This is a genomic window from Pseudomonas sp. B7(2017) (assembly GCF_002112745.1).
GTDB lineage: Bacteria > Pseudomonadota > Gammaproteobacteria > Pseudomonadales > Pseudomonadaceae > Aquipseudomonas > Aquipseudomonas ekonensis.
The window spans coordinates 479,095-504,101 of the sequence record NZ_NEIP01000001.1; the positions used below are offsets into that span (position 1 = coordinate 479,095).

General features: G+C 66.3%; 23 protein-coding genes. 8 read left to right on the plus strand and 15 right to left on the minus strand.

Features of this window, described 5'->3' with window-relative positions:
* Nucleotides 1-83: 83 nt before the first annotated feature.
* The 5 genes from ilvD to CAG29_RS02270 form a co-directional block, all read right to left on the minus strand.
* Nucleotides 84-1,925, minus strand: coding sequence for a dihydroxy-acid dehydratase (gene ilvD / locus CAG29_RS02250; RefSeq protein ID WP_085580918.1), 1,842 nt, complete (start codon nucleotides 1,923-1,925; stop codon nucleotides 84-86).
* Nucleotides 1,926-2,181: 256 nt separating this feature from the next.
* Nucleotides 2,182-3,414, minus strand: a complete 1,233-nt coding sequence (locus tag CAG29_RS02255; RefSeq protein WP_085693812.1) for an MFS transporter — start codon at nucleotides 3,412-3,414, stop codon at nucleotides 2,182-2,184.
* The gene (locus CAG29_RS02260) at nucleotides 3,407-4,384 is read right to left on the minus strand and encodes a diiron oxygenase (RefSeq protein WP_085693813.1); all 978 of its coding nucleotides are present in this window, start codon (nucleotides 4,382-4,384) and stop codon (nucleotides 3,407-3,409) included. Before CAG29_RS02260 ends, CAG29_RS02255 begins: the two co-directional genes overlap by 8 nt.
* Nucleotides 4,381-5,454 (minus strand): SagB family peptide dehydrogenase, encoded by a 1,074-nt coding sequence (locus CAG29_RS02265; protein ID WP_085693814.1) that lies wholly within the window; start codon nucleotides 5,452-5,454, stop codon nucleotides 4,381-4,383. The genes CAG29_RS02260 and CAG29_RS02265 overlap by 4 nt, the downstream gene beginning before the upstream one ends.
* A gap of 456 nt (nucleotides 5,455-5,910) precedes the next feature.
* Entirely contained in the window at nucleotides 5,911-7,107 is a 1,197-nt protein-coding gene (locus CAG29_RS02270; RefSeq protein WP_085580910.1) for a class I SAM-dependent rRNA methyltransferase, read from the minus strand.
* A 282-nt stretch (nucleotides 7,108-7,389) separates the two neighbouring features.
* Here CAG29_RS02270 and CAG29_RS02275 point away from each other — a divergent pair, with 282 nt between their 5' ends.
* The 3 genes from CAG29_RS02275 to CAG29_RS02285 all read left to right on the plus strand — a co-directional run bounded on the left by CAG29_RS02275 (nucleotide 7,390) and on the right by CAG29_RS02285 (nucleotide 9,421).
* Complete coding sequence (locus tag CAG29_RS02275; protein WP_170929954.1) at nucleotides 7,390-8,202, plus strand: HDOD domain-containing protein; 813 nt, start codon at nucleotides 7,390-7,392, stop codon at nucleotides 8,200-8,202.
* A gap of 12 nt (nucleotides 8,203-8,214) precedes the next feature.
* A complete protein-coding gene (gene mutM / locus CAG29_RS02280) occupies nucleotides 8,215-9,027 on the plus strand; it encodes a bifunctional DNA-formamidopyrimidine glycosylase/DNA-(apurinic or apyrimidinic site) lyase (protein WP_085580906.1) in 813 nt (270 codons plus the stop codon).
* 70 nt (nucleotides 9,028-9,097) lie between these two features.
* Nucleotides 9,098-9,421: a multidrug transporter gene (locus CAG29_RS02285; protein WP_085580904.1), complete on the plus strand. Its 324-nt coding sequence runs from the start codon at nucleotides 9,098-9,100 to the stop codon at nucleotides 9,419-9,421.
* Between the two features lie 106 nt (nucleotides 9,422-9,527).
* Here CAG29_RS02285 and CAG29_RS02290 read toward each other — a convergent pair whose 3' ends face one another.
* The 5 genes from CAG29_RS02290 to CAG29_RS02310 form a co-directional block, all read right to left on the minus strand.
* The gene (locus CAG29_RS02290) at nucleotides 9,528-9,779 is read right to left on the minus strand and encodes a YfhL family 4Fe-4S dicluster ferredoxin (protein ID WP_009683359.1); all 252 of its coding nucleotides are present in this window, start codon (nucleotides 9,777-9,779) and stop codon (nucleotides 9,528-9,530) included.
* A 102-nt stretch (nucleotides 9,780-9,881) separates the two neighbouring features.
* A complete protein-coding gene (coaD, locus tag CAG29_RS02295; protein WP_085580902.1) occupies nucleotides 9,882-10,361 on the minus strand; it encodes a pantetheine-phosphate adenylyltransferase in 480 nt (159 codons plus the stop codon).
* Nucleotides 10,362-10,476: 115 nt separating this feature from the next.
* A complete protein-coding gene (locus tag CAG29_RS02300) occupies nucleotides 10,477-12,072 on the minus strand; it encodes a GMC family oxidoreductase (RefSeq protein ID WP_085693815.1) in 1,596 nt (531 codons plus the stop codon).
* A gap of 58 nt (nucleotides 12,073-12,130) precedes the next feature.
* The gene (locus tag CAG29_RS02305) at nucleotides 12,131-12,676 is read right to left on the minus strand and encodes a twin-arginine translocation pathway signal protein (RefSeq protein ID WP_085693816.1); all 546 of its coding nucleotides are present in this window, start codon (nucleotides 12,674-12,676) and stop codon (nucleotides 12,131-12,133) included.
* A 28-nt stretch (nucleotides 12,677-12,704) separates the two neighbouring features.
* Nucleotides 12,705-14,135: a coniferyl aldehyde dehydrogenase gene (locus CAG29_RS02310; protein ID WP_085693817.1), complete on the minus strand. Its 1,431-nt coding sequence runs from the start codon at nucleotides 14,133-14,135 to the stop codon at nucleotides 12,705-12,707.
* Nucleotides 14,136-14,281: 146 nt separating this feature from the next.
* Here CAG29_RS02310 and CAG29_RS02315 point away from each other — a divergent pair, with 146 nt between their 5' ends.
* Together CAG29_RS02315 and CAG29_RS02320 are read left to right on the plus strand one after the other, a co-directional pair.
* The gene (locus CAG29_RS02315) at nucleotides 14,282-14,953 is read left to right on the plus strand and encodes a TetR/AcrR family transcriptional regulator (protein ID WP_085580894.1); all 672 of its coding nucleotides are present in this window, start codon (nucleotides 14,282-14,284) and stop codon (nucleotides 14,951-14,953) included.
* A 30-nt stretch (nucleotides 14,954-14,983) separates the two neighbouring features.
* Nucleotides 14,984-15,838, plus strand: a complete 855-nt coding sequence (locus CAG29_RS02320; RefSeq protein ID WP_085655849.1) for a sulfurtransferase — start codon at nucleotides 14,984-14,986, stop codon at nucleotides 15,836-15,838.
* A gap of 178 nt (nucleotides 15,839-16,016) precedes the next feature.
* On the opposite strand, the gene CAG29_RS02325 is transcribed toward CAG29_RS02320, so the two are convergent.
* The 5 genes from CAG29_RS02325 to CAG29_RS02345 form a co-directional block, all read right to left on the minus strand.
* Nucleotides 16,017-16,853: an AraC family transcriptional regulator gene (locus CAG29_RS02325; protein WP_085630062.1), complete on the minus strand. Its 837-nt coding sequence runs from the start codon at nucleotides 16,851-16,853 to the stop codon at nucleotides 16,017-16,019.
* Between the two features lie 4 nt (nucleotides 16,854-16,857).
* Nucleotides 16,858-17,856, minus strand: coding sequence for a hydrolase (locus CAG29_RS02330; protein ID WP_085580888.1), 999 nt, complete (start codon nucleotides 17,854-17,856; stop codon nucleotides 16,858-16,860).
* 82 nt (nucleotides 17,857-17,938) lie between these two features.
* Nucleotides 17,939-18,547, minus strand: coding sequence for a 16S rRNA (guanine(966)-N(2))-methyltransferase RsmD (gene rsmD / locus CAG29_RS02335; protein WP_085637022.1), 609 nt, complete (start codon nucleotides 18,545-18,547; stop codon nucleotides 17,939-17,941).
* A complete protein-coding gene (locus tag CAG29_RS02340; protein ID WP_085693818.1) occupies nucleotides 18,547-20,034 on the minus strand; it encodes a pitrilysin family protein in 1,488 nt (495 codons plus the stop codon). The genes rsmD and CAG29_RS02340 overlap by 1 nt, the downstream gene beginning before the upstream one ends.
* Nucleotides 20,027-21,382 (minus strand): pitrilysin family protein, encoded by a 1,356-nt coding sequence (locus tag CAG29_RS02345; protein ID WP_085630058.1) that lies wholly within the window; start codon nucleotides 21,380-21,382, stop codon nucleotides 20,027-20,029. Before CAG29_RS02345 ends, CAG29_RS02340 begins: the two co-directional genes overlap by 8 nt.
* 344 nt (nucleotides 21,383-21,726) lie before the next feature.
* On the opposite strand from CAG29_RS02345, the gene ftsY reads away from it, so the two are divergent.
* From ftsY to ftsX, 3 genes are read left to right on the plus strand one after another with little or no spacing between them, the layout of a single operon-like run.
* Nucleotides 21,727-23,307, plus strand: a complete 1,581-nt coding sequence (gene ftsY / locus CAG29_RS02350) for a signal recognition particle-docking protein FtsY (RefSeq protein WP_085693819.1) — start codon at nucleotides 21,727-21,729, stop codon at nucleotides 23,305-23,307.
* Nucleotides 23,304-23,975, plus strand: a complete 672-nt coding sequence (gene ftsE / locus CAG29_RS02355; protein WP_085580878.1) for a cell division ATP-binding protein FtsE — start codon at nucleotides 23,304-23,306, stop codon at nucleotides 23,973-23,975. The genes ftsY and ftsE overlap by 4 nt, the downstream gene beginning before the upstream one ends.
* Nucleotides 23,972-24,997, plus strand: coding sequence for a permease-like cell division protein FtsX (ftsX, locus tag CAG29_RS02360; protein ID WP_085630054.1), 1,026 nt, complete (start codon nucleotides 23,972-23,974; stop codon nucleotides 24,995-24,997). The genes ftsE and ftsX overlap by 4 nt, the downstream gene beginning before the upstream one ends.
* The last annotated feature ends 10 nt before the right edge of the window (nucleotides 24,998-25,007 follow it).

The following is a 25,007-nucleotide window of genomic DNA, read 5'->3' on the forward strand; positions in this document are numbered from 1 at the left end:
GCGCCTCGACGGGCGCCATCGCCAGCCCAGGCAAAAAAATGCCCCGCACATGGCGGGGCATTTTTATGCGCGACGGTTAAGCATTACAGCCCGTCGAGCATCGCCTTGTTGCGCACCGCACCCTTGTCGGCGCTGGTGGCGAGCAGGGCGTAGGCCTTCAGGGCGGTGGTCACCTTGCGCGGACGCTGTTCGGCCGGCTTCCAGCCTTTCTTGTCCTGCTCGACCCGGCGCGCGGCCAGTTCTTCATCGCTGATCAACAGGTTGATCGAACGGTTCGGGATGTCGATCAGCACCTTGTCGCCGTCCTGCACCAGGCCGATGGCGCCGCCCGCCGCCGCTTCCGGCGAAGCGTGGCCGATGGACAGGCCCGAGGTGCCGCCGGAGAAGCGGCCGTCGGTGAGCAGGGCGCAGGCTTTGCCCAGGCCCTTGGACTTCAGGTAGGAGGTCGGGTAGAGCATTTCCTGCATGCCCGGGCCGCCTTTCGGGCCTTCGTAGCGGATGATGACGATGTCGCCTTCCTTCACTTCGTCGGCGAGGATGCCGCGCACGGCGCTGTCCTGGCTTTCGAAGATCTTCGCGTTGCCTTCGAAGACCAGGATCGACTCGTCGACGCCGGCGGTCTTCACCACGCAGCCGTCCAGCGCGATGTTGCCGTACAGCACGGCCAGGCCGCCTTCTTTGGAGTAGGCGTGCTCGACGCTGCGGATGCAGCCGTTCTCGCGGTCGTCGTCCAGGGACGGCCAGCGGGTGGACTGGCTGAACGCGGTCTGGGTCGGAATGCCGGCAGGGCCTGCCTTGAAGAAATGGTGCACGGCCTCGTCGTTCGTCTGGGTGATGTCCCACTTGGCGATGGCTTCTTCCATGCTGCGGCTGTGCACGGTCGGCAGGTCCGTGTGCAGCAGGCCGCCGCGGGCCAGCGAACCGAGGATGCTGAAGATGCCGCCGGCGCGGTGCACGTCTTCCATGTGGTACTTCTGGATGTTCGGCGCGACCTTGCACAGCTGCGGCACCTTGCGCGACAGGCGATCGATGTCGCGCAGGTCGAAGGCGATCTCGGCTTCCTGGGCGGCGGCCAGCAGGTGCAGGATGGTGTTGGTCGAACCGCCCATGGCGATGTCGAGCATCATGGCGTTCTCGAACGCCTTGAAGTTGGCGATGTTGCGCGGCAGCACCGACTCGTCGTTCTCGCCGTAGTAGCGCTTGCACAGCTCGACGATGGTGCGGCCGGCCTCGAGGAACAGCTGTTCGCGGTCGCTGTGGGTGGCCAGGGTCGAACCGTTGCCCGGCAACGCCAGGCCCAGGGCCTCGGTCAGGCAGTTCATCGAGTTGGCGGTGAACATGCCGGAGCACGAGCCGCAGGTCGGGCAGGCGCTGCGCTCGTACTCGGCGACCTTCTCGTCAGAGGCGCTGGAGTCGGCGGCGATCACCATGGCGTCGACGAGGTCGAGGCCGTGGCTGGCCAGTTTGGTCTTGCCGGCTTCCATCGGGCCGCCGGAGACGAAGATCACCGGGATGTTCAGGCGCAGGGCGGCCATCAGCATGCCGGGGGTGATCTTGTCGCAGTTGGAGATGCAGACAATGGCGTCGGCGCAGTGGGCGTTGACCATGTATTCGACGGAGTCGGCGATGATCTCGCGGCTCGGCAGCGAATAGAGCATGCCGTCGTGGCCCATGGCGATGCCGTCGTCCACGGCGATGGTGTTGAATTCCTTGGCGACGCCACCGGCCCGTTCGATTTCGCGGGCGACCAGTTGGCCCAGGTCCTTGAGGTGGACGTGGCCCGGCACGAACTGGGTGAAGGAGTTGGCGACGGCGATGATCGGCTTCTTGAAGTCGTCATCCTTCATCCCGGTGGCGCGCCATAGTGCGCGGGCGCCGGCCATGTTGCGGCCGTGGGTGGAAGTCTTTGAACGGTAATCAGGCATTGGAGCACTCCGGGCGGCTAATCAGGTACTAAAGGGGAGTGAGCTTCTGTTGACGTCCGGAACACCCGAAAATGGCCGTGTGTCCTGATGCTGCCGATGACTTTGCGGGATCGCCGCTTGCCTCAGCCTGAGCTCATAAACCCGCCGGGGATGAATGGCGATGAATCCCGCGATTCTACACCGCTGGCGTCTGGAGGGAATGGCGCAAAACGCTGTTCGGCCGCCGAGGGCGCCTGCGGGATGACGGCCGGCGGTTTCAGTCGCGGCCCGGCTGCACGACGGCGCCGTGACGAAGGCCTTCGGCCCGGCGGTTGATGCGGGCGTTCAGCCCCAGCGCCACGCCGCCGAGGATCAGGAAGCAGCCGCCGAGGGTGGGTTGCAGGTCGGCCGGGCTCAGGCTGATCAAGGCGCTGATCGCCCCGCCGCAGATGAAGACCAGGGTGCTGCCGGCCGAGGCCGAGGTGCCCGCGTGCTCGGGATAAAGGTCCATGGCCCGGGAGGTAGCCGCTGGCCGGACGATGGTGGTGCCGGCGGTGCAGATCAGCATCGGCACCAGCACCGTCGCCGGGGTCAGCGCAAAGCCCGAAGGCAGGCACAGCAGGGCCAGGCCCGCCAGCAGGATCAGGCCCAGCCCTGCGGTGATCTGCCGGGCGGGCGTGATCCGTCGGCTCAGCACGGTGGCGACGATGCCCCCCAGCACATAGGCGGCGCCGTAGACCAGCAGGACAAGGGAGAACTCATAGGCGGACAGTTGCAGGCGGTCCATGAAGATCAGCGGCGAAATCACGATGAACGAGAAGTGGCAGGCGAAGGCGAAGGCCGATATCAGCCAGTAACCGACGAAGTCGAAATCGCCCAGCACCCGGCGGTAGGTCAGCAGGAAGTGCGCCGGGGCACCTGCGGCCGTCGGACGGCCCCCTGGCAGGAACAGCCCCGCCTTGAGCAGCACCGCCGAGGCCAGCGCCGCGAATGCCCAGAAGCTGGCGCGCCAGCCGAAGGCGGATTGCAGCAGGGTGCCGGCCAACGGTGACACCGAGATGAAAAGACCACCTGCGGTGACCATCAGGATCCGCAACCGGTCACGTTCCTCCCCGTCGAACAGGTCCTGCACCAGGGCCTGGGACAGCACGAAGCAACCGCAGCCCGCCGCCTGCACCACCCGGAACGCCAGGAACAGCGCGTAGTCGCGGGACAGCAGGCAACCGACGGCGCCGAGGATCGAGACCGCGATGCCGGCCAGCAGCAGGCACTTGCGTCCGATCACGTCCGACAGCGGGCCGATCAGCAACTGGGAAAAGGCGATGCCCACGGCGAACACGCTGATCGACAGCGCGATGTCCGTGGGCGTGCGCCGGAAATGCTCGGCCAGGGCCGGAAACGACGGCAGCAGGACATCCAGCGGAAACACGCCGAGCAGCACCATCGCCAGCAACAGGCCCACGGCCCCGCGACGTTGGCGGGCGGTCGCCGCCGGAGTTCCTTCATTCATCGATCAGTCCTGCCTTGGCGAAGAGTCTGCGGTTTTGGGGCAACGCGAAGAATCCGGCCTTTGTCAGCGCCGCGAGGGTGGCGACGGCGCCTGCCCGGGCGCGGCGCCGGTTGGCCTGGGCGGTGGCCGCCTCGGCGACGATGTCCGTGGCGGTTTCCTCCTCGATCCCGGCGCTGCGCAGGCTCTGGAGCAGCCAGGCCTCGTCGACCTCGAAGAAGATCCCGATGACCTCCAGCAGCGTTCTTGCCGTGAACGTCCTTTTGCGGGTGTTCATGGTCAGCCAGAGGTAATGGAACACCTCGGCGAAGTAGCGGCTGTGACGGGCCTCGTCGCCCAGATGGTCGCGCAGCATGTCGTCGACGCAGGACACCAGGCTGTCACGGCAGACGTCGAGCAGCTCGCGGGCGATGAGGGTCTCCGAGACGAAGCCGAGCAGGAACCACGCCAGCGGCCGGCTGTGCTGCGGTGTGCGTTCGATCAGGGCGTTGAGCCGGGTGATCCGTCGGGGCATGGCCGGACGCTGGGTGAAGCCATAGTGCGCGGCGATCTGTTCGGCCAAGCGGTTGGAGAACAGCGCGTGATACCCCTCGTCCGTGTAGAGCTGGAGCGCGGCGGTCTTCATGCGCGGGGGCACGTAGGCGGGGATCTCGCCATGGACGATGGTTTCCACCGACCGGTTGACGATGCGGTGTTCGAGCAGGGTGGTGTAGTCGAGAAAATGCACCAGGTGGTTGGCGGTCAGGCGGTGGATGACCTCGCGCCCGGCCGCTTCGATGGCCGGGTGGGCCAGGTACGGCAGGAAGCCTGGGGGAAACCAGTGGCGGGACTCCAGTTGCCGCGCAAGGTCCGCTGGCAACGGGTAGTCATGGCGGCTGACCCGCACCGAGGCGCGGGTGTCCCATTCTCCCAGCGTGAAGCGCAGCGCCCAGGACACCGGCGGTTCGGCCGGGACATCGAGCAGTCGGGTCATGGATTCACCGCCCGTGGATCCAGCAGGTCCCTCAGTTCCCGGCACATGGCCTGGCCATCGCTGTTGCCGCAGCCGACGAAGAACAAGGGCTGTTCAGGGCTGCCTTCGAGGTTGAGCAGGGTTTCGACCGGGCCGTCGGCGAACGCACCGGTCAGCCAGGTGTTGAGGCCCAATGCCGTGGCCACCAGTTGAAAGGTCTGGGACAGATGGCCGGCCTCGACGAATGCCATCCGGTAAGCCCGTGAGTGGGGGTATTTCCACCAGAGCCGGTCGAACCGGGCGGTGATGAACAGGCCCAGCGGCAGATCGTTGATGAAGTGCTGGCCGCACAGCAGGTTGCCCAGTGCCGAGTCGGGCAGCGGGTTCGTCAGGCTCAAGGTGTGCTGCGCCGGATGGTAGGCATAGACGCCTTGCGCCAGGCCGCTGACGTTCTGCACCAGCAAGAGGCCTTCGCAGGCGTTGAGCCCGCCGCCGGACGGGCTGCTGCGCCGTGCCGTCATGCCCGGGGCGGCGCTGTTGTCGCAGATGCGTTCGCGCAGATGGCCGAGCGTCAGGTACAGCAGGGTGCTCAGGTCGGTGAGCGCCACGGGGGCCTGGGTGAAGGAGCGGCAGGTCTTCCGGTCAAGCAGCGTGGTGTGCAGATCGGCGCCCGCCAACCGGGACGGTTCGGGCAGGGCGATGTGCGCCAGGGTGTCCGGCGGTGTCCGGGTGTCGCCGGGCGCTGGCGTGGCCAGCACGTCGTTGCAATGTTCCAGGTATTGCCTGGACCATTCTTGAATGTTCTGTGGGGGGTGTTCGAAAGGGATGTTTTGGGTGCCGATGTGGTAGATCCTGGAAAGTTCGTCCCATCCCCATTCCGGTGTGTCGGTTTTTGAAGCAGTTAATATTCCGGCTGCCAGAAGTTGTGTGTCTATGATGTTGCTGTCGTCGAAGTTGTTCGGGTTTTCTATAAGTTGCGCGAGGCGAGTCGAATAACGGATATCGAGTTCGTGTTGCGTGTGGTCTTTATAGTTCCAGACAATTTGTGCGGGCGGCTTCGGCAATATGAAAACATGAGGGTTGATGTGCATGAGGCGATTCACTCTGTGCTGTGAGCCTTTGAAGACGCCGGAGTGCCGGCACGCTCCGGCGTCTTCATTTACTTAGCGGGCTTTAGGGGCGACCAGAAAAGCCAGGTTTGCGATTTTGTTGGTTTCCAGAGTGATTGCTTTCATTTGATGAACTCCTTGTTCATTGGTAATTGAAGTCACCTCGTGGTGACAGCTCAATCATAGTTTGTAATGGATTGTTGGCAAGCGGATATTCAGTAGGAATGTTCCAGTAATTTTGTCGGAGCGCTTACCGGTCGAGTTTGGACTTGTAAGTTGTTTCTTGTTGGGTGTTTCTTTTAATGAAATATCCTGCACGTCTGTAGGAAAGAACATGTAGGAAGGAACATGTGGGAAGTTCGATGAGGCAGGGCGGGACGCAGGCCAAAAGCAAAACGGGGAGCCCATGGGCTCCCCGTTTTGCTGTCCGGCCGCGTATCAGCTGTTGGGCAGCAGGCGGCAGGTGATGCTCTTGATGTAGCGGGTTTCCGGGATGGCCGGGTGCACCGGATGGTCCGGGCCCTGGGCGCCGCGCTCCAGCAGTTGGATGTTGCGGTCCAGGTGGCGGGCGCTGGTCAGCAGGATGTTCTGCAGGTCGTCTTCCGGCAGGTGCATCGAGCACGACGCGCTGACGAGGATGCCGTCCTTGGTCAGCAGGCGCATGGCCTGCTCGTTCAGGCGGCGGTAGGCGCCTTCGCCGTTCTTCAGGTCTTTCTTGCGTTTGATGAACGCCGGCGGGTCGGCGACGATGACGTCGAAACGCTCTTCGCTGGCCTTGAGTTCCTTCAGGGCTTCGAAGACGTCGCCTTCGATGCAGGTCATCTTGTCGGCGAAGCCGTTCAGCGCGGCGTTGCGCTCCACGCCGTCGAGGGCGAAGCCCGAGGCGTCGACGCAGAACACTTCGCTGGCGCCGAACGCGCCGGCCTGCACGCCCCAGCCGCCGATGTAGCTGTACAGGTCCAGCACGCGCTTGCCTTTGACGTACGGCGCCAGGCGCGCGCGGTTCATGCGGTGGTCGTAGAACCAGCCGGTCTTCTGGCCGCCGATGACCGGGGCTTCGAACTTCACGCCGTTCTCTTCCAGCGGCACCCACTCCGGCACCACGCCGAACACGGTTTCGACGTAGCGCTCCAGGCCCTCGGCATCGCGGGCGGCCGAGTCGTTCTTGAACAGGATGCCGCTCGGCTTGAGCACCTGGGTCAGCGCGGCGATCACGTCGGCCTTGTGGGCTTCCATGGTGGCCGAGGCGAGCTGCACCACGAGGATGTCGCCGAAACGGTCGACCACCAGGCCCGGCAGCAGGTCGGAGTCGCCGTAGACCAGGCGGTAGAACGGCTTGTCGAACAGGCGCTCGCGCAGGGACAGGGCCACGTTCAGGCGGTGCACCAGCAGCGACTTGTCCAGCGCCAGCTTGGCGTCCCGGGACAGCAGGCGGGCGCAGATCAGGTTGTTCGGGCTCATCGCCACGATGCCCAGCGCCTTGCCGCCGGCGGCTTCGAGCAGGGCCTGGTCGCCGGCCTTGAAGCCGTGCAGCGGGGTGGCGGCCACGTCGATTTCGTTGCTGTAGACCCACAGGTGGCCGGCGCGCAGGCGACGGTCGGCGTTGGCTTTGAGGCGCAAGCTAGGCAGGGACATGACGTCGCTCCGGAAAAAAAGAGCGGGAGTATACCGTGTTGCGCGCGGCGCGGGCCGCAGGAGCGATGAATCACCCGCCGCAGGCGAACCGGCCACACATTTTGCGTACGCCGCCAGGCGCAATCGACGGGGTGGTCTTCAATGAAAGATTTGGCCGATCTGCCCTGCGATGTGTCGTTCATCGGTTTTTAGGGGTTAGAATCGCCGCCTGTCCCAGAGTGTGTACTTATGTCCCAAGAGCTGACCACCGAACAGATTCAACAGTCCCTGCAGGGCATCAGCGTGCCCGCGCAACCGCAGATCATGGTGGATCTGCAAATGGAGCAGTACATGCCCGACCCGGACCTGGAGACCATCGCCAAGCTGATCTCCCAGGATCCCGGCATGTCCGGCTCGCTGCTGAAGATCGTCAATTCGCCGTACTACGGCCTGAGCAACAAGATCACCTCGATCAAGCGCGCGGTGAACCTGTTGGGCAGCCGTTCGATCATCAACCTGATCAACGCGCAGTCGATCAAGGGCGAGATGAACGACGACACCATCGTCACCCTCAACCGTTTCTGGGACACGGCCCAGGACGTGGCGATGACCTGCCTGACCCTGGCCAAGCGCGTCGGCACCGAAGCGTGCGACGAGGCCTATGCGCTGGGCCTGTTCCATGACTGCGGCGTGCCGCTGATGCTGCAGCGCTTCCCCGACTACATGTCGACGCTCGAAGAGGCCTACGCCAGCGCCAGCGCCGAATGCCGGGTGGTGGACACCGAAAACCGCGTGTACAACACCAACCATTCGGTGGTCGGCTACTACACCGCCAAGTCCTGGCGCCTGCCGGAGCACGTCAGCAACGCCATCGCCAACCACCACAACGCGCTGGCGATCTTCAGCGACGAGTCTTCGCGCAACAACCAGATGAAGAACCTGCTGGCGATCCTCAAGATGGCCGAGCACATCTGCGCCTCCTACCGGGTGCTGGGCAACCAGGCCGAAGACCATGAGTGGAACTGCGTAGGTCCTTTGGTGCTGGACTACGTCGGCCTGTCCGAGTACGACTTCGAGACCCTCAAGCAGACGATCCGCGAGCTCGGCGCCCACTGATTCGAGAACACCATGCCTGAATTGCCGGAAGTCGAGACCACCCGCCGGGGCATCGCCCCGCACCTGGAGGGCCAGCGGGTCAGCCGGGTGATCGTGCGCGAGCGCCGTCTGCGCTGGCCGATCCCCGAAGACCTCGATGTGCGGCTGTCCGGCCAGCGCATCGTGCAGGTCGACCGGCGGGCCAAGTACCTGCTGATCAACGCCGAGGTCGGCACGCTGATCAGCCATCTGGGCATGTCGGGCAACCTGCGGCTGGTGGAGGCGGGGTTGCCGGCGGGCCGGCATGAGCATGTCGACATCGAACTCGAATCGGGCCTGGCCCTGCGCTACACCGATCCGCGCCGGTTCGGCGCCATGCTCTGGAGCACCGATCCGCTGCAACACGAGCTGCTGATCCGCCTGGGGCCTGAGCCGTTGACCGACCTGTTCGACGGCGAGCGGCTGTTCCAGCTGTCGCGGGGGCGGTCGATGGCGGTCAAGCCGTTCATCATGGACAACGCGGTGGTGGTGGGCGTGGGCAACATTTACGCGACCGAAGCGCTGTTCGCCGCCGGCATCGATCCGCGCCGCGAGGCCGGGGGCATTTCCCGGGCGCGCTACCTGAAGCTGGCCATCGAGATCAAACGCATCCTCGCCGCCGCCATCGAGCGCGGCGGCACCACGCTGCGCGACTTCATCGGCGGCGATGGCCAGCCGGGGTATTTCCAGCAGGAGCTGTTCGTCTACGGCCGCGGCGGCGAGCACTGCAAGGTGTGCGGCACCGGGCTGCGGGAAATCAAGCTCGGCCAGCGCGCAAGCGTCTGGTGCCCGCGCTGCCAGACCTGAGGCAAAACGGCTGAAAAGCTCCTACGGTCTATAGTGAGGTGTCTCACTGTTCAGCCCGAAGGATCGTGCCATGAAATCCCTTCCTGCCCTGCTCATCGCACTGTCGCTGTGTGCCAGCCTGCCCGCCCGGGCGACGGAGGGCGGCAGCGGCGATCCGCGCTACGCCATCCAGAACCCGCCGGCCTACGCCATGATCGGCGACCTGCTGATCGCCCGGCCGTTGCTGACGGTGGCGACGGTGATCGGGGCGGGGGTGTTTGTCGTGTCGTTGCCGTTCACGGCCTTGGGCGGCGGGATCGGCGATGCCGGAGAGGCGCTGGTGGTGGCGCCGGCGAAAGCGGCGTTCGCGCGGTGCCTGGGGTGCACGGGGGAGGGGTTCGAACAGCGTGAGTGAACTGTTCCGGGTGGTCGGTGACGCTATCGCCAGCAGGCTGGCTCTCACATGGGATCTGCGCCCAGTGGGAGCCAGCCTGCTGACGATGAGGCCGATAGGGCCCGGATCAGGCCTTGCCGGTGATCCGGCGGTACTTGGCCATCAGTTGCTCTTCGGTTTCCGGATGGGCTTCGTCCAGCGGGATGCAGTCCACCGGGCAGACCTGCTGGCACTGCGGCTCGTCGTAGTGGCCCACGCACTGGGTGCACAGGTTCGGGTCGATCACGTAGATCTCTTCGCCTTGGGAAATGGCCTCGTTCGGGCACTCGGGTTCGCAGACGTCGCAGTTGATGCAATCGTCGGTGATGATCAGGGACATGCTAACTCCAGCCGGGGCGGCAGGCCCGGGCGCTATCTATCAGTGCGCGCAATTGTGCCGCATTGGCGCCTGCAGTGCACGCAGGCGCCGTTTGAACGGTCGTCACTTCTTGAAGCGCAGGGTCAGGGCCTCGGCCACGGCCGGGTGGACGAACTTGCTGATGTCGCCGCCCAGGGCCGCGATCTCGCGCACCAGGGTCGAGGAAATGAACGAATAGCGCTCGGACGGGGTGAGGAACAGGCTTTCCACGTCCGGGGCCAGTTGGCGGTTCATGTTGGCCAGCTGGAATTCGTACTCGAAGTCCGAGACCGCCCGCAGGCCGCGCAGGAATACGTTGGCGTTCTGCTCTTTGGCGAAGTGCGCCAGCAGCGTCGAGAAACCGACCACTTCCACGTTCGGCAGGTGCTTGGTGACCTCGCGGGCCAGCTCGACCCGTTGCTCCAGCGGGAACAGCGGGTTTTTCTTCGGGCTGGCGGCCACGGCGATGACCACATGGTCGAACAGGCGCGAGGCGCGTTCGACCAGGTCGCCATGGCCCTTGGTGATAGGGTCGAAGGTTCCTGGGTACAACACTCGGTTCATCGCGTCGTCCTGGCGGGAATCCGTTGGGGAGTCGGATGGTATCGCAGCCGTCCCGGTCGGCCAAGTCGCCTGTTGGGTAAGAAAGCACTATAGACGTCGGGGAAACGGCGCCCTTTCATGGGTTCTTCAGCCGTTCGGCCAGGGCCGTCGCCAGTTGCGCGGTCAGGCCGTACACCGACAGCTGCGGGTTGGCGCCGATGCTGGTGGGGAACAGCGAACCGTCGTGGATCGACAGGTTGCCCAGCTGGTGATGCCGGCCGAGGCTGTCGGCGACGGCGGTCTTCGGGTCTTCGCCCATCGCGCAGCCGCCCATGACATGGGCGCTGCCCAGGCGCGTGCGGTACAGCGCAAGGTCCAGGCCGTCGATCATTGCGCGGGCCTCGGCCAGGCTGTCCACGTAGCGCGCATCGGCGTGCATCGGCATCACGGCCTTGGCGCCGCCGGCGAACTGGATCTCGGCCATGCTGTGGAACGCCCGGCGCAGGCCTTCCCAGGTGTGGGGCGAAACCGGGTAGTCGAGCACCGGCGAGCCGTCGCCGCGCAGCTCGACCGTGCCGCCGGGGCTGTCCGGGTGGAAGCCGTCGCGCAGCAGGGCGAGCATCGCGTGGGTCTTCGGCAGGTCGGCCATGTGCTGCGCGTTGTCCCGGCCGAAGCCGCCGAGCAGGGTCGCGGCCAGCGCCGGGTGCAGCGGCGGCACTTCGAGCTTGTAGCCCATGGGGCCGGTGGTGCCGTCCTTCCACTGGAAATGGTCGGAGTAGATCGACTGCGGCGCGCCGTAGAACGGGTTGATCACCTCGTCGAAGCGCCCGGCGGACATGTTCACCAGGTGCAGGAACGTGCGCTGGCCCAGGCGCCCGTGCGGATCCGGCGCCTGCGAGCGCATCAGCAGCGCCGGGCTGTTGATGCCGCCGCCGGCCAGCACGTAGTGCCGCGCCTTGACCGTGACCGTGCGCCCGGTCGGCGCCACGCAGCGTTCGTCCATCGCCACGCATTGCAGGCCGGTGACCTTGTCGCCGCTCATCAGCAGTTTTTCCGCCCGGGCCAGGTACAGCAGTTCTGCCCCCTTTTCCAGGGACGCGGGAATGGTCGTGACCATCATCGACTGCTTGGCGTTGGTCGGGCAGCCCATGCCGCAGTAGCCCAGGTTCCAGCAGCCGCGCACGTTGCGCGGGATCAAGTGCCAGCTGTAGCCGAGCGCCTCGCAGCCCTTGCGGATCACGTCATTGTTGGCGTTGGGCGGCACCAGCCACGGGGCGATGCCGAGGCGCTGCTCCATTTTCTCGAACCACGGCGCCATCTCGGCGGGGCTGTGGCCCTTGACGTTGTGCTCCTTGGCCCAGTGCTCCAGGGTCGGCTCCGGGGTGCGGAAGCTCGACGTCCAGTTGACCAGCGTGGTGCCGCCCACCGCCCGGCCCTGAAGGATGGTGATCGCGCCGTCCTTGCTCAGGCGGCCGATGCCTTCCTGGTAGAGGCTGCTGTAGGCCTGGTCCTCCAGCAGTTTGAAGTCGCTGCTGGTCTTGAGCGGCCCCTCTTCGATCAGCAGTACCTTGAGGCCGGCGGCGCTGAGGATCTCCGCGGTGGTGCCGCCGCCGGCACCGCTGCCGATGATCGCCACGTCGGCTTCCAGCGTCAGGTCGTCGGTCAGCTGCGCGCCGTTGTGGGTCTTCCAGCCGCGGGCGAGGCCTTCGCGGAACGGGTCGGGTACGGGCATGTTCAGGCTCTCATATTGTTGACTGCCGGACGGCAGGGTTCGACGATGGCGACGCGGTTCAGACAGAGGGCGGGCCGGGATAGCCGCAATGGGCCCAGGACTCGGCGCGCTTGTACCAGGCCATCATCACCATCTGCAGCAAGGAGCTGTGGCCCATGCGCAGCAGGCTCAGCGAGCTGTTCCGCCAGCGTTCGAGGAAGTGCCGGACGGCCTCCGGTTCGGCGTTTTCCCAACTGCCCCAGATCCCGGTCAGCGGGCCCCGGGTCACGGCCATGCCCAGCACGTCGAACAGTTGCCGGCTGAGCTTGAGCATTTCCGGCGAGAGATGGTCGAGGCCGTGGTCGAGTGACTGTAGGGTGCCCTCGACGGCGGCGGCCATTTTGTCGGCGGCCACGGCGCCGTCGAGCATCACCGGGATCAGGGCGCGCAAGAACGGCAGGTCGTTGCTGCGCAGCGCGGCATAGCCGCTGGCCGGCACGCTGGACGAACAGCCGCTGAGGCTGGCGCCCAGGCCGGCGGTGGCGAGGAACGCCGTGGCGCCGAGGCTGAACTTCAGCAGGCCGCGGCGCGACAGCGCAGGTGTTTCGGTCAGGCTTGGGTGCATTGTTGTTATTACCCGGCGGTGACGGTGGTCAGCGAATGAACAGTTTCTGGATCAGTTTCTGGATCGCTGTGCCGTAGGGCGGGTAGATCAGCTTCGCGGCGTTGAAGCGCTGCTTGACCAGCACGCCCTTGGCCTTGCTCAACGTCAGGAACCCCTCGTGCCCATGGTAGTGGCCCATGCCGGACGGGCCGATGCCGCCGAACGGCATGTCGTCCTGGGCCACATGCAGCAGCGTGTCGTTGAGGCAGACGCCGCCGGAGTGGGTCTCGTGCAGCACGCGTTCCTGTTCGCGCTTGTCGTAGCCGAAGTAGTAAAGGGCCAGAGGACGGGGTCGCCGGTTGATGTAGGAGAATGCCTGTTCCACGTCCCGGTACGGCACGATCGGCAGCAGCGGGCCGAAGATCTCGTCCTGCATCACGGTCATGTCGTCGCTGACGTTCAGCAGCAGGCTGTGGGGCATGCGCCGGCCCTGGCCCTGCTCGAACAGCGGAATCAGCAGCGCGCCCTTGCCGGTGGCGTCGCTGAGGTAGCCGTTGAGCCGAGCCAACTGGCGCTCGTTGATGATCGCGGTGTAGTCCGGGTTGTCGGCCAGGGTCGGGTAGAACCGGTGCGCGACCTGGCGGTAGGCTTCGACGAAGGCGCCGACCCGGTCTTCCGGCACCAGCACGTAGTCCGGAGCGACGCAGGTCTGGCCGGCGTTGATCATCTTGCCGAAGGCGATGCGTTCGGCGGCGTCCTTGAGCGGCACGTCACGGGACACGATGGCCGGGGACTTGCCGCCCAGCTCCAGGGTCACCGGCGTGAGGTTTTCCGCCGCCGCGCGCATCACGTGCTTGCCGATGCTGGTGGCGCCGGTGAACAGCAGGTGGTCGAAACGCAGTTTCGAGAACGCGACGCCGACGTCCGACTCGCCGAGCACCACGCACACCAGGTCTTCGGGGAAGATCCGCGCCAGCAGGGCCTTGAGCAGCAGGCCGGTGGCCGGGGTCGATTCGCTGAGCTTGAGCATCACCCGGTTGCCCGCCGCGAGCGCGCCGGTCAGCGGGCCGATGGCCAGGAACAGCGGGTAGTTCCACGGCACGATCACGCCGACCACGCCCAGCGGCTGGTACACGACCTTGGCCGAGGCCGGCTGGAAGGCGAGGCCGACCTTGCGCCGCGACGGTTTCATCCAGCCCTTGAGGTGACGGCTGGCGTAGTGGATGCCGTGCAGGCTGGGCATCAGCTCGGCGATCAGGGTTTCGTCGGCGCTGCGGTGGCTGAAGTCGGAGCTGATCGCGTCGACCAACGCCTGCCGTTCATCGCTGAGCAGGTCGCGCAGGGCCTTGAGCCATTGCTGGCGCTGGGCGGCGGGTGGCATCGGGTTGGCGGCGTAGGCGGCCCGTTGCGCGTCGAACAGCCGGCTGAGCTCTTCCAGCGGCTGTTGCAGCGATTGCAGGTAGGCGATATCGGCAGTCATTGTCGGCTCCGGTTTTGTTGTCGTGAGGAACTTTTTAGAGTCTATGCTCTAGAAAGTCAATTCACTTCCTGGCGCGGCAAGGTTTTATCCCGTTCCGGATAGGTCGTAAGATGCCCCTCAACGCACTCTGAATTAAAGCTCAAGCCATGGCCCCACGGATCAAAACCAGCGAGCGCATCGTGCAGAACAGCCTCGAGCTGTTCAATCAGCAGGGCGAGCGCAGCATCAGCACCAACCACATCGCCGCCCACATGGAGATCTCTCCGGGCAACCTGTACTACCACTTCCCCAACAAGCAGGCGATCATCGCCGTGCTGTTCAGTGAGTACGAAACCCTGGTGGACAGCTTCCTGCGCCCGCCCCAGGGGCGCCCGGCCACGGTCGAGGACAAGCGCTACTACCTCAAGGAGCTGCTGTCGGCGATGTGGCGCTACCGGTTCCTGCACCGCGACCTGGAACACTTGCTCGACAGCGATCCCGACCTGGCGGCGCGCTACCGGCGCTTTTCCCAGCGCTGCGTGATCCAGGGCACGGCCATCTACGAGGGGTTCGTCGCCGCCGGGATCCTGAAGATGGACCGGGTGCAGATCGAATCCCTGACCCTCAATGCCTGGATCATCCTCACCTCTTGGGTGCGGTTCCTGTGCACCACCCGCGAGAACGCCAAGCACCTGAGCGAACAGGCCGTCAAACGCGGCGTGTACCAGGTGCTGGTGCTGGAGGCTGGGTTCGTCACCGAGCAGGCGCGCGACGAGGTCAACGCCCTGTTCGACGAGTTCTACGTGCCGCTGGCCCAGGCCCTCGAAGAAACGCCGTAACCCCTTCTTTTGAACAAGGAGTCGTCCGCTATGCCGATTGCGCAACTGATCAGCCCTCAAGCGCTGGATGCCCGCAAGGATCAGCCGGGACTGGTGATCCTCGATTGCCGCTTTGCCCTGGAGGATCCGGACTACGGCCAGCGCAGCTACGCCGAGGGGCACATCGCCGGGGCGCATTTCGCCGACCTTGAGCGCGACCTCAGCGGCCCGGTGGTCAAGGGCGTGACCGGTCGCCATCCGCTGCCGGAGCCGGCGGCGCTGGTGGAGCGCCTGCAAGCGTTCGGCATCGATGCCGGCAGTGACGTCGTGCTCTACGACGACGGCCCCGGCGCCTACGCGGCGCGGGCCTGGTGGCTGCTGGCGTGGCTGGGCAAGCGCGACGGCGTGTTCATCCTCGACGGCGGGCTCAAGGCCTGGCACGCCGCCGGGTTGCCGCTGAGCCTGGATCCGCCGTCGACGGTCCGCGGCAGCTTCAGCGGCCAGCCGGACCTGCGCTTGCTGCTGAGCGCCGCGCAACTGCAGCAGCGCCTGGGCCAGAGCGGCCTGACCCTGCTCGACGCCCGGGCCCTGCCGCGCTTCAAGGGCGAGGTGGAGCCGATCGATCCGGTCGCCGGTCACATCCCCGGCGCGCAATGCGCGGCGTTCACCGACAACCTGGGCAGCGACGGCAGGTTCCTGCCGGCCGACCGGCTCAAGCAGCGCTTCGCGGCGCTGCTCGGCGACCGCTCACCGGGCGAACTGGTGGCCTACTGCGGCTCCGGGGTGACGGCGTGCCATAACCTGTTCGCCTTGTGCCTGGCCGGCTATCCGTTGGCCGAGCTGTATGCCGGTTCCTGGAGCGAATGGATCAACGACCCGGCCCGGGGCATCGCCACCGGCGAGTGACCGGCGGCGCCTTGACTGGCGCCATCGCCAGCAGGCTGGCTCCAACAGAGGATTGCGGTTGAATGCAACTCCTTGTTCGCCGCAGACCCTGTGGGAGCCAGCCTGCTGGCGATGGCGTCCGGTCAGGCAGCACTGCACTGACTGACATACCGCTCAAGGCGAGGCGGCAAGGTGCGTTTCAGCGCGCCAGCGAATGCCGTGCGCTGCGGTACGCCGCCGGCCCCACGCCATAGACCTGCTTGAACTGCCGGCTCAGATGGCTCTGGTCGGCAAAGCCCAGTTGCGCGGCGACCTCCACCGGCAGGCAGCCGCCTTGCAGCAAGCCCCGGGCGCGGGCGATCCGTTGCTGCATCAGCCAGGTGTGGGGCGGCATGCCGGTGGCGCGGCGGAACACCCGGGCGAAGTGGAAGGGCGACAGGTTCACCGCCGCCGCCAACTCCTCCAGTGAAGGCGGCGCCGCCAGTTGCGCGTGCAGCAGCTCCTTGGCGCGGACCACCGCCCGATGTTCCTTGCCCGGATTGCCTGCGACCGGCACTGCCGCATGTCGTTGCAAGAGCTGCAGCATCAGCTCGCGCCATGCCGTTTGCTGCTGCAGCGCAGTGGCCGGGCTTTCCAGCAGCCGGTGCAACTGGCAGAAACCGGCGACCAGGTCAGGGTCGCGGTACAGCGTCGCCCCGAACGCCGGCAGCGGCGCGGTCGGCAGTTCGAGCTCTTCCAGCAGTGACAGGATCTTGCCGGTGTCGGGATAGAACGCCCGGTACAGCCAGCCGTCGTCGGTGCCCTTGTGGCCGGTGTGCAGCTCGTCCGGGTTGATCAGCACCAGGGTGCCGCTGCCCGCCAGGTGTTCGGCGCCGCGGTAGCGGTAGCGCTGGGCGCCGGCCATGATCATGCCGATCACGTAGCCGTCGTGGACATGGGGCGCGAAGCGCTGGTCGATGTAGCGCGCCGACAGCAGCTCGATCCCGGCCAGCGGCTCGGTCTGCCAGAAACGGATCGATTCGCCCGGGCCGCTCATGCCGTCAACCGCGCCCGGCCGCGGTCAGCCACTGCGGGATGCGCCGTTCCAGGTAATAGCCGGGCTGGCGCAGCGTGCCGTCGACGAAACCGACATGGCCGCCCCGGGCCTGCAGTTCGAAACGGGTCGAGGCGGACAGCTCGGCGGCCTGCGGCAGACTGTGGGGGAACACGAAGGGGTCGTCCGCCGCCTGGATGATCAGGGTCGGGGTGCGGATCTCGCCGAGGAAGTAACGGCTGGAGGCGCGGCGGTAGTAGTCCTCGGCGTCGGCGAAACCGTTCAGCGGCGCGGTCACCCGGCCGTCGAAGTCCCAGAAGGTGCGCATGTTCTCCAGCGAGCCTAAGGCCGCCAGCGTCGCCAGGCCGTCTTCGCGGCCGTCGTGCTGGAACCGGCGCTGCTTGTTCTTGATGTAGGCGACCATCTCGCGCATGAAGTGCGCCTGGTAGACCTTGGAGAAGCCTTGGCCGATGCGGTCGGCGCACTGGTCGAGGCGAAACGGCACCGACACCGCCACCGCACCGAGCACGCCGCTGGCGCTGCCGGTCTCCCCCAGGTGCTTGAGCAGGACGTTGCCGCCCAAGGAGTAGCCGACCGCATACAGAGGCGCCAAGGGCCGCTTGGCCTTCAGGTGGCGGATGGCTTCGGCCAGGTCTTCGCTGGCGCCGGAATGGTAGCTGCGCGCCAACAGGTTCGGCTCGCCCGAGCAGCCCCGCCAGTTCAGCGCGACGCTGGCCCAGCCCTGCGCGGCGAGGGCCGCCTGGATCCCGGCGACGTACGGCGAGTTGGACGAGCCGGTCAGCCCGTGCAGCACCAGCACCAGCGGCGCCTCGGCGCTGTGGGGGCCGTGCCAGTCGAGGTCGAGGAAGTCGCCGTCGTCGAGCCACAGCCGTTCGCGCTGGCGGTCAAGGTGCACGGTCTTGCGCCACAGCGGCCCCCACAGTGTCTGCAGGTGCGGATTGCCGAGGCCGAAGGCGGGGGTGAACGGTTCAGGTGAGGCGGACACGACGATTCTCGATGCGGCGTTGGGGCAAACCCTGTTGTGGCGACGGAGCAAGCACCCTCGCCACAGGGTGTTCAGTGCGTTGTCAGCCGGCGACCGGGGCCATGCGCTGCCACAGCGCGTAATGCACCTGCCCGGACTTCTGTTCGCGGTGCAGGCGCCAGTTGCCCGGCAGGCCGAGGGTCGACGGCGCGCTTTCGCTTTCAGTGTAGATCCACGCATCGGCGGCCAGCCACTGCCGTTCCTCCAGCAGGGCGCACACCGCCGGCAGCAGGTTCTGGTTGAACGGCGGGTCGAGGAACACCAGGTCGAACGCGCGGGCCGGCTGGGTCTCCAGGTAGCGCAGCGCGTCGGCGGTCTGCACCTGGCCGGTGGTGCAGCGCAGGGTGCCCAGGTGCTCCTTGAGGCTGGACACCGCGACATGGCTGGCGTCCAGCGCCTGGCCCATGGCCGCGCCACGGGACAGGGCCTCAAGGAACAGCGCGCCGCTGCCAGCGAACGGGTCGAGCACCTTGGCCCCCGGCACGTACGGCATGAGCCAGTTGAACAGGGTCTCGCGCACCCGGTCCGGCGTCGGGCGCAGGCCTTCGACGTCGGGGAAGCTCAGTTTGCGGCTGCGCCATTCGCCGCCGATGATGCGCAGCTGGTTCACGCCGTTGTGTTGGCGCTGGGGGGATTTCTTCTGCTGGGCCATTAATGCTCCGGAACCCCGAGCGGCTGCTCGGCGGGTTTGTCAGATGGGGCCGGTAACGGCTTTTGCGGCACGGTCGGGCCAGCGCTGACGATGACCAGCTTGTCCGTGCTCAGGTGTTTGTTCATCGCATCCTTGACCTGCTCGACCGTCAGGCTCTGGGACTGGCGCATGAAATCGTCCAGGTAGCTCAGCGGCAGGTTGTAGAAGCCCATGGCGCCGAGCTGGCCGACGATGTCGGCGTTGCTGGCGGTGGACAGCGGGAAGCTGCCGGCCAGTTCGCGCTTGGCGTCGTCGAGCTCTTTTTGGGTCGGGCCGCTCTTGAGGTAGTTGGCCAGCACGTCCTGCACCAGTTTCAGGGTGCCCTCGCTCATCTCGGCGCGGGTCTGCAGGTTGATCATGAACGGGCCCCGGGCCTGCATCGGGCTGAACGCCGAGTACACGCCGTAGGTCAGGCCGCGCTTCTCGCGCACTTCGCTCATCAGCCGGGTGCCGAAACCGCCGCCGCCCAGGATCTGGTTGCCCATCGACAGCGCCGCGTAGTCCGGGTCGTCACGGTCGATGCCCAGCTGCGCGAGCATCAGGTTGGTCTGCTTGGACGGGAACTCGATGTGGCCGACGCTGGCCTTGGGCTCCTGCGGCGGGGCGATCTTCGCCAGCGCCGGGCCCTTGGGCAGGGCGGCGGACACCTGGTTGGCGATGGCCTCGGCCTCGCTGCGCGACAGGTCGCCCACCAGGGCGATCACTGCGTTGCCGGCGGCGTAGGCCTTGGCGTGGAAGTCGCGCAACTGCGCCAGGGTGATCTTCGGCACGCTCTGGGCATCGCCGTCGCTGGCGTGGGCATACGGATGATCGCCGTACAGGCGCTTCATCAGTTCCAGGCTGGCGAGCTTGCCGGGGCTTTGCTTCTGGTATTCGAAGCCGGCGAGCAGCTGGTTCTTGATGCGGGCGAAGGAGTCGGCGGGGAAGGTCGGCTTGCCCACCACGTCGCAGAACAGCTTGAGCGCCGGCTCGCGCTTGTCCGCCGCGCTCAGGCTGCGCAGCGAGGCGATGGCCATGTCCTTGTAGGCGCCGTTGCCGAAGTCCGCGCCCAGGCCTTCAAAGCCCTGGGCGATGGCGCTGACGTCCTTGCCGGCCACGCCTTCGTTGAGCATGGCGTTGGTCAGCACGGCCAGGCCCGGCGCGTTGCCGTCCTGGCTGCTGCCGGCGGAGAAGATCAGACGCATGTCGAACATCGGAAGCTCGCGGGCCTCGACGAACAGCACCCGGGCGCCTTCGGCGGTGTGCCAGGTCTGCACGTCGAGCTTGCGGCTGGCCGGGGCCTTGCCGTCCAGTTCGGCCAGCGACTGGAGTTTCTGGCTGGACTTGGCGTTGTCCAGCGCTTCGCTGGCGCCGGACTTGTCGCCGGGGGCGAAGTACAGCGCGCTGGCGCCGATCAGCGCCGCGGCGAGCAGGCCGAGCATCAGGCGTGAGGTTTTGCGCTCACTCATGAGTCGTCTCCAGGGGCAGGACATGGGCGACGCTGAGACGTTCGCGGGTGAAATACAGTTTGGCGGCGTTCTGGATGTCTTGCGGGGTGACGCTTTCCAGGTCGGCGAGTTCGGTGTCCATCAGTTTCCACGACAGGCCGACGGTCTCCAGCTGGCCGATGGCGCTGGCTTGGCTGGTGATCGAGTCGCGCTCGAACACCAGGCCGGCGATCACTTGGGCGCGCACCCGCTCCAGTTCTTCGGCGGACGGCGCGGTGGTCTTCAACTGTTCCAGCAGTTTCCACAGGCCGGCCTCGGCCTGGGCCATGGTCTTTTTCTTCTGGGTGTTGGGCGTAGCGGACAGGGTGAACAGGCTGTCGCCGCGGGTGTAGGCGTCGTAGCTCGACGCGCCGCCGGACACCAGCTCCTCGCCGCGCTCCAGCTGGGTCGGGATGCGCCCGCTGTAGCCGCCGTCGAGCAGGGCCGAGATCAGGCGCAGGGCGTTGACCGAGCGCTTGTCGTCGGCGGTGGACAGGCTCGGTACGTTGAAGGCGAGCATCAGGCTGGGCAGTTGCGTCTGCACATGCAGGGTGATCTGGCGTTCGCCGGGTTCGGCCAGCTCCAGCGGCTTCTTCGCCGGCGGCACATCGCGCTTGGGGATCGGCCCGAAGTAGCGCTGGGCGAGGGTCTTCACCTCGTCCGGGGTGACGTCGCCGACCACCACCAGGGTGGCGTTGTTCGGCACGTACCAGGATTCGTACCAGTGGCGCAGCTCCTGGACCGTCATCCGGTCGAGGTCGGCCATCCAGCCGATGGTCGGCGTGTGGTAGCCGCTGGCCGGGTAGGCCATGGCCTTGAAGCGTTCGAAGGCCTTGGACATCGGCTTGTCGTCGGTGCGCAGGCGGCGCTCCTCCTTGATGACCTCGATCTCCTTGGCGAACTCCTCCGGCGGCAGGCGCAGGCTGGCCATGCGGTCGGCTTCCAGCTCGAAGGCCACGCCCAGGCGGTCGCGGGCCAGCACCTGGTAGTACGCGGTGAAGTCGTCGCTGGTGAAGGCGTTCTCTTCGGCACCCAGGTCGCGCAGGATCAGCGAGGCTTCGCCGGGGCCGATTTTCTCGCTGCCCTTGAACATCATGTGTTCGAGGGCGTGGGACAGGCCGGTCTGGCCCGGGGTCTCGTAGCTGGAGCCGACCTTGTACCAGACCTGCGACACCACCACGGGGGCGCGGTGGTCTTCGCGCACGACGACCTTCAGGCCGTTGTCGAGGGTGAATTCATGGGTCGGTTGCGGGTCGGCCGCCAGGGCCGACAAGGGCAGGCAGACGGTGCCGAGCAGCAGGCCGGCGGCGCGGCGGGCGAGAGCGTTCATTGATTTTCAAACCTGTTGTGCTGCCCGCTTGGCCTTAGCCTAGGCGGGCGAGGAGGTGCTAGGATACTGATCCGTTTTACCGGCGGCCACGCCTATCGGGTCCGCAGACTTGTTCGGGCTGTATGGGTTCGCGGCAAAAGGCTTTGGTTTCTCAGCTAAACTTTGCCTTTTCGCCGATTTTGCCGGTTTAGTCCTTCGTTAAGACGATTCTTTTGAGGTGCCGCGGGCGCCTCGACAACAGGTTGCGCGTGAACAAGCTGGATCAAACACAGTCTGTTCTGCATCGAATATTCAATTGCCGGGGCGCCTGATGGCGCGTCGCTACCGTGAGATAGCCGTCCTCCATGTTTGGTTCCAACGACGACAAGAAGAACCCAGCTGCCGCTGGCGAGAAGAAAAGCCTGTTCGGATGGCTGCGCAAGAAGCCGGCGGCCGAACAGCCGGCGGCCGCGCCTGAGCCGGCCCCGGCGCCCGTAGCGCCAGAGACGCCGGTTGTCCCGCCGGTCGCCGAGCCCCTATCGCAGCCAGTGCCGCAGCCGTCGGCCCAAGCCGCGCCTGAACCTGCTGCTGCCCCTGAGCTGCCGTTGGCCCCGGCCAAAGAGCCCTGGCTGACCCTGCCCGTGGCGGAAGAGCCGGTGGCGCTGGTCGAAGAGACCGTGGCCCACGTGACGCCGCCGATCCCAGCGGCGCCTGCCGCTTTCGCCCCAGAGCCGGTCGTTCCTGAGGTGCCGGTGGTGGCCGAGCCGGCCGCTCCCGTCGTTCCTCCCGCAACCCCTTACGTAGCCCCTCCCGTAGCGCCTCACGTAGCCGCGCCGGTTGCGCCGGCCGTCGAAACGCCCGAGCCTGCACCTGCACCTGCACCTGCACCTGCACCTGCACCTGCACCTGCACCTGCACCTGCACCTGCACCTGCACCTGCACCGGTTGCCGTGGCGCCGGTCGCTGTCGCGGCCGTCGAAGCGCCGGCCGAACCGCCGCGCACCGAAGAAGCCAAGGCCGGTTTCTTCGCCCGCCTCAAGCAAGGCCTGTCCAAGACCAGCGCCAGCATCGGCGAGGGCATGGCCAGCCTGTTCCTCGGCAAGAAAGCCATCGATGACGACCTGCTCGACGAGATCGAGACCCGCCTGCTGACCGCCGACGTCGGCGTCGAGGCCACCTCGGTGATCATTCAGCGCCTGACCCAGAAGGTCGCCCGCAAGGAGCTGGCCGACGCCGACGCGTTGTACAAATCCCTGCAGGCCGAACTGGCCGCGATGCTCAAACCGGTCGAGCAGCCGCTGAAGATCGCCTCGCAGGCCAAACCGTACGTGATCCTCGTGGTCGGCGTGAACGGCGCCGGCAAGACCACCACCATCGGCAAGCTGGCCAAGAAGCTGCAGCTGGAAGGCAAGAAGGTCATGCTGGCCGCCGGCGACACCTTCCGTGCCGCAGCGGTGGAGCAGCTGCAGGTCTGGGGCGAGCGCAACCGGATCCCGGTGATCGCCCAGCACACCGGCGCCGACTCGGCCTCGGTGATCTTCGACGCCGTGCAGGCCGCCAAGGCCCGGGGCATCGACGTGCTGATCGCCGACACGGCCGGTCGCCTGCACACCAAAGACAACCTGATGGAAGAGCTGAAGAAGGTTCGCCGGGTGATCGGCAAGCTCGACGCCGACGCGCCGCACGAAGTGCTGCTGGTGCTCGACGCCGGCACCGGCCAGAACGCCATCAACCAGGCCAAGCAGTTCAACCAGACCGTCGCATTGACCGGCCTGGCCCTGACCAAGCTCGACGGCACCGCCAAGGGCGGGGTGATCTTTGCCCTGGCCAAGCAGTTCGGCCTGCCGATCCGCTACATCGGCGTCGGTGAGGGCATCGACGACCTGCGCACCTTTGAAGCCGAACCCTTTGTCCAGGCCTTGTTTGCCGAGCGGGAGCGTTCATGATTCGATTCGAACAGGTCGGCAAGCGCTACCCGAACGGTCACGTCGGCCTGCATGAGCTGAGCTTCCGTGTCCGCCGTGGCGAATTCCTGTTTGTCACCGGCCATTCCGGCGCCGGCAAATCCACCTTGCTGCGCCTGCTGCTGGCGATGGAGCGTCCCACCAGCGGCAAGCTGCTGTTGGCCGGGCAAGACCTGAGCACCATCAGCAACGCGCAGATCCCGTTCCTGCGCCGGCAGATCGGCGTGGTCTTCCAGAACCACCAGCTGCTGTTCGACCGCACGGTGTTCAACAACGTCGCGCTGCCGCTGCAGATTCTCGGGCTGTCCAAGGCCGAGACCGCCAAGCGCGTCGACTCGGCGCTGGAGCGCGTGGCGCTGTCGGACAAGGCCGACCTGTACCCGGGCGACCTCTCCACCGGTCAGCAACAGCGCGTGGGCATCGCCCGCGCCATCGTTCACCGTCCGGCCCTGCTGCTGGCGGACGAACCCACCGGTAACCTCGATCCGCGCCTGGCGGCCGAGATCATGGGCGTGTTCGAAGACATCAACCGTCTGGGCACCAGCGTGCTGATCGCCAGCCACGACCTGGCCCTGATCGCCCGCATGCGTCACCGCATGCTCACCTTGCAGCGCGGCCGATTGATCGGCGACGGGGAGGCCGGCGTATGAGCGCGACTCGCAGTCCGAAGGTTTCCGAACGGGTGGCCCCCAAGGCCGCCGATCCGCAGCCGCCGAAGAAAAAGGCCAGCCATGACGATGACGGCCCGGATTTCGCCACGCTGTTCCGCGCTTGGCTCGAAAGCCACCGGGCCAGCTGGGTCGACAGCCTGCGCCGCCTCGGCAAGCAGCCGATCGGCAGCTTCTTCACCTGCATGGTGATGGCGGTGGCGCTGAGCCTGCCGATGGGCCTGTCGCTTCTGCTGAACAACATCGAACGCCTGGGTGGCTCGTGGCAGCGGGCGGCGCAGATTTCGCTGTACCTGCAACTCGACGCCAGCCCGGAGCAGGGCGAGTCGCTGCGTGACCGGATCAAAGGCATGCCGGGCGTCGCCGAGGCCGAGTACGTCGGCCGCGACCAGGCGCTGGAAGAGTTCCAGCAGCAGTCCGGCCTGGGCGAGGCCCTGCGCGAGCTGCCGGAAAACCCGCTGCCCGGCGTGGTGCTGGTGACGCCGAAGGAAGTCGACAAGGCAAACCTGGAAGCATTGAGACAAACACTTTCCGAATTGCCCAAGGTACAGCAGGCGCAACTTGATCTAGTCTGGGTCGAGCGTCTGGCCGCCATCCTCAAGCTGGGCGACCGTTTCGTGTTCGGGCTGACGGTGCTGCTGGTTTCCGCATTACTTTTGGTGATAGGCAATACCATTCGTCTTCATATCGAAAACCGCCGCACAGAGATAGAAGTGATTAAACTCGTCGGCGGCACCGACAGCTATGTGCGGCGTCCCTTCCTTTATATGGGGGCGTTGTACGGCTTCGGTGCGGGGATTCTGTCCTGGGGTGTCCTGGCGTTCGGCCTGGACTGGCTGAACGACGCGGTGGTCGGGCTGGCCGGCCTGTACGGCAGCGATTTCGCGCTGGCCGGCGTGCCGGTGGCCGACGGTCTGTCGCTCTTGCTTGGCGCGGTGCTGTTGGGTTATATCGGTGCATGGATTGCAGTCGCACGTCATCTCAGGGAGCTGGCGCCGAAGTAGAATCTTTTTG

What these genes read in the sequence shown, in the direction of transcription:
- mutM (WP_085580906.1), top strand. Translation starts at nt 8,215, where the DNA reads ATGCCTGAATTGCCGGAAGTCGAGACCACCCGCCGGGGCATCGCCCCG.
- CAG29_RS02345 (WP_085630058.1), bottom strand. Translation starts at nt 21,382, where the DNA reads ATGAACGCTCTCGCCCGCCGCGCCGCCGGCCTGCTGCTCGGCACCGTC.
- CAG29_RS02270 (WP_085580910.1), bottom strand. Translation starts at nt 7,107, where the DNA reads ATGTCCCTGCCTAGCTTGCGCCTCAAAGCCAACGCCGACCGTCGCCTG.
- ftsY (WP_085693819.1), top strand. Translation starts at nt 21,727, where the DNA reads ATGTTTGGTTCCAACGACGACAAGAAGAACCCAGCTGCCGCTGGCGAG.
- CAG29_RS02310 (WP_085693817.1), bottom strand. Translation starts at nt 14,135, where the DNA reads ATGACTGCCGATATCGCCTACCTGCAATCGCTGCAACAGCCGCTGGAA.
- ftsE (WP_085580878.1), top strand. Translation starts at nt 23,304, where the DNA reads ATGATTCGATTCGAACAGGTCGGCAAGCGCTACCCGAACGGTCACGTC.
- CAG29_RS02325 (WP_085630062.1), bottom strand. Translation starts at nt 16,853, where the DNA reads ATGAGCGGCCCGGGCGAATCGATCCGTTTCTGGCAGACCGAGCCGCTG.
- CAG29_RS02305 (WP_085693816.1), bottom strand. Translation starts at nt 12,676, where the DNA reads ATGCACCCAAGCCTGACCGAAACACCTGCGCTGTCGCGCCGCGGCCTG.
- coaD (WP_085580902.1), bottom strand. Translation starts at nt 10,361, where the DNA reads ATGAACCGAGTGTTGTACCCAGGAACCTTCGACCCTATCACCAAGGGC.
- CAG29_RS02300 (WP_085693815.1), bottom strand. Translation starts at nt 12,072, where the DNA reads ATGCCCGTACCCGACCCGTTCCGCGAAGGCCTCGCCCGCGGCTGGAAG.
- CAG29_RS02315 (WP_085580894.1), top strand. Translation starts at nt 14,282, where the DNA reads ATGGCCCCACGGATCAAAACCAGCGAGCGCATCGTGCAGAACAGCCTC.
- CAG29_RS02265 (WP_085693814.1), bottom strand. Translation starts at nt 5,454, where the DNA reads ATGCACATCAACCCTCATGTTTTCATATTGCCGAAGCCGCCCGCACAA.
- CAG29_RS02285 (WP_085580904.1), top strand. Translation starts at nt 9,098, where the DNA reads ATGAAATCCCTTCCTGCCCTGCTCATCGCACTGTCGCTGTGTGCCAGC.
- CAG29_RS02260 (WP_085693813.1), bottom strand. Translation starts at nt 4,384, where the DNA reads ATGACCCGACTGCTCGATGTCCCGGCCGAACCGCCGGTGTCCTGGGCG.
- ilvD (WP_085580918.1), bottom strand. Translation starts at nt 1,925, where the DNA reads ATGCCTGATTACCGTTCAAAGACTTCCACCCACGGCCGCAACATGGCC.
- CAG29_RS02290 (WP_009683359.1), bottom strand. Translation starts at nt 9,779, where the DNA reads ATGTCCCTGATCATCACCGACGATTGCATCAACTGCGACGTCTGCGAA.
- CAG29_RS02320 (WP_085655849.1), top strand. Translation starts at nt 14,984, where the DNA reads ATGCCGATTGCGCAACTGATCAGCCCTCAAGCGCTGGATGCCCGCAAG.
- ftsX (WP_085630054.1), top strand. Translation starts at nt 23,972, where the DNA reads ATGAGCGCGACTCGCAGTCCGAAGGTTTCCGAACGGGTGGCCCCCAAG.
- rsmD (WP_085637022.1), bottom strand. Translation starts at nt 18,547, where the DNA reads ATGGCCCAGCAGAAGAAATCCCCCCAGCGCCAACACAACGGCGTGAAC.
- CAG29_RS02255 (WP_085693812.1), bottom strand. Translation starts at nt 3,414, where the DNA reads ATGAATGAAGGAACTCCGGCGGCGACCGCCCGCCAACGTCGCGGGGCC.
- CAG29_RS02340 (WP_085693818.1), bottom strand. Translation starts at nt 20,034, where the DNA reads ATGAGTGAGCGCAAAACCTCACGCCTGATGCTCGGCCTGCTCGCCGCG.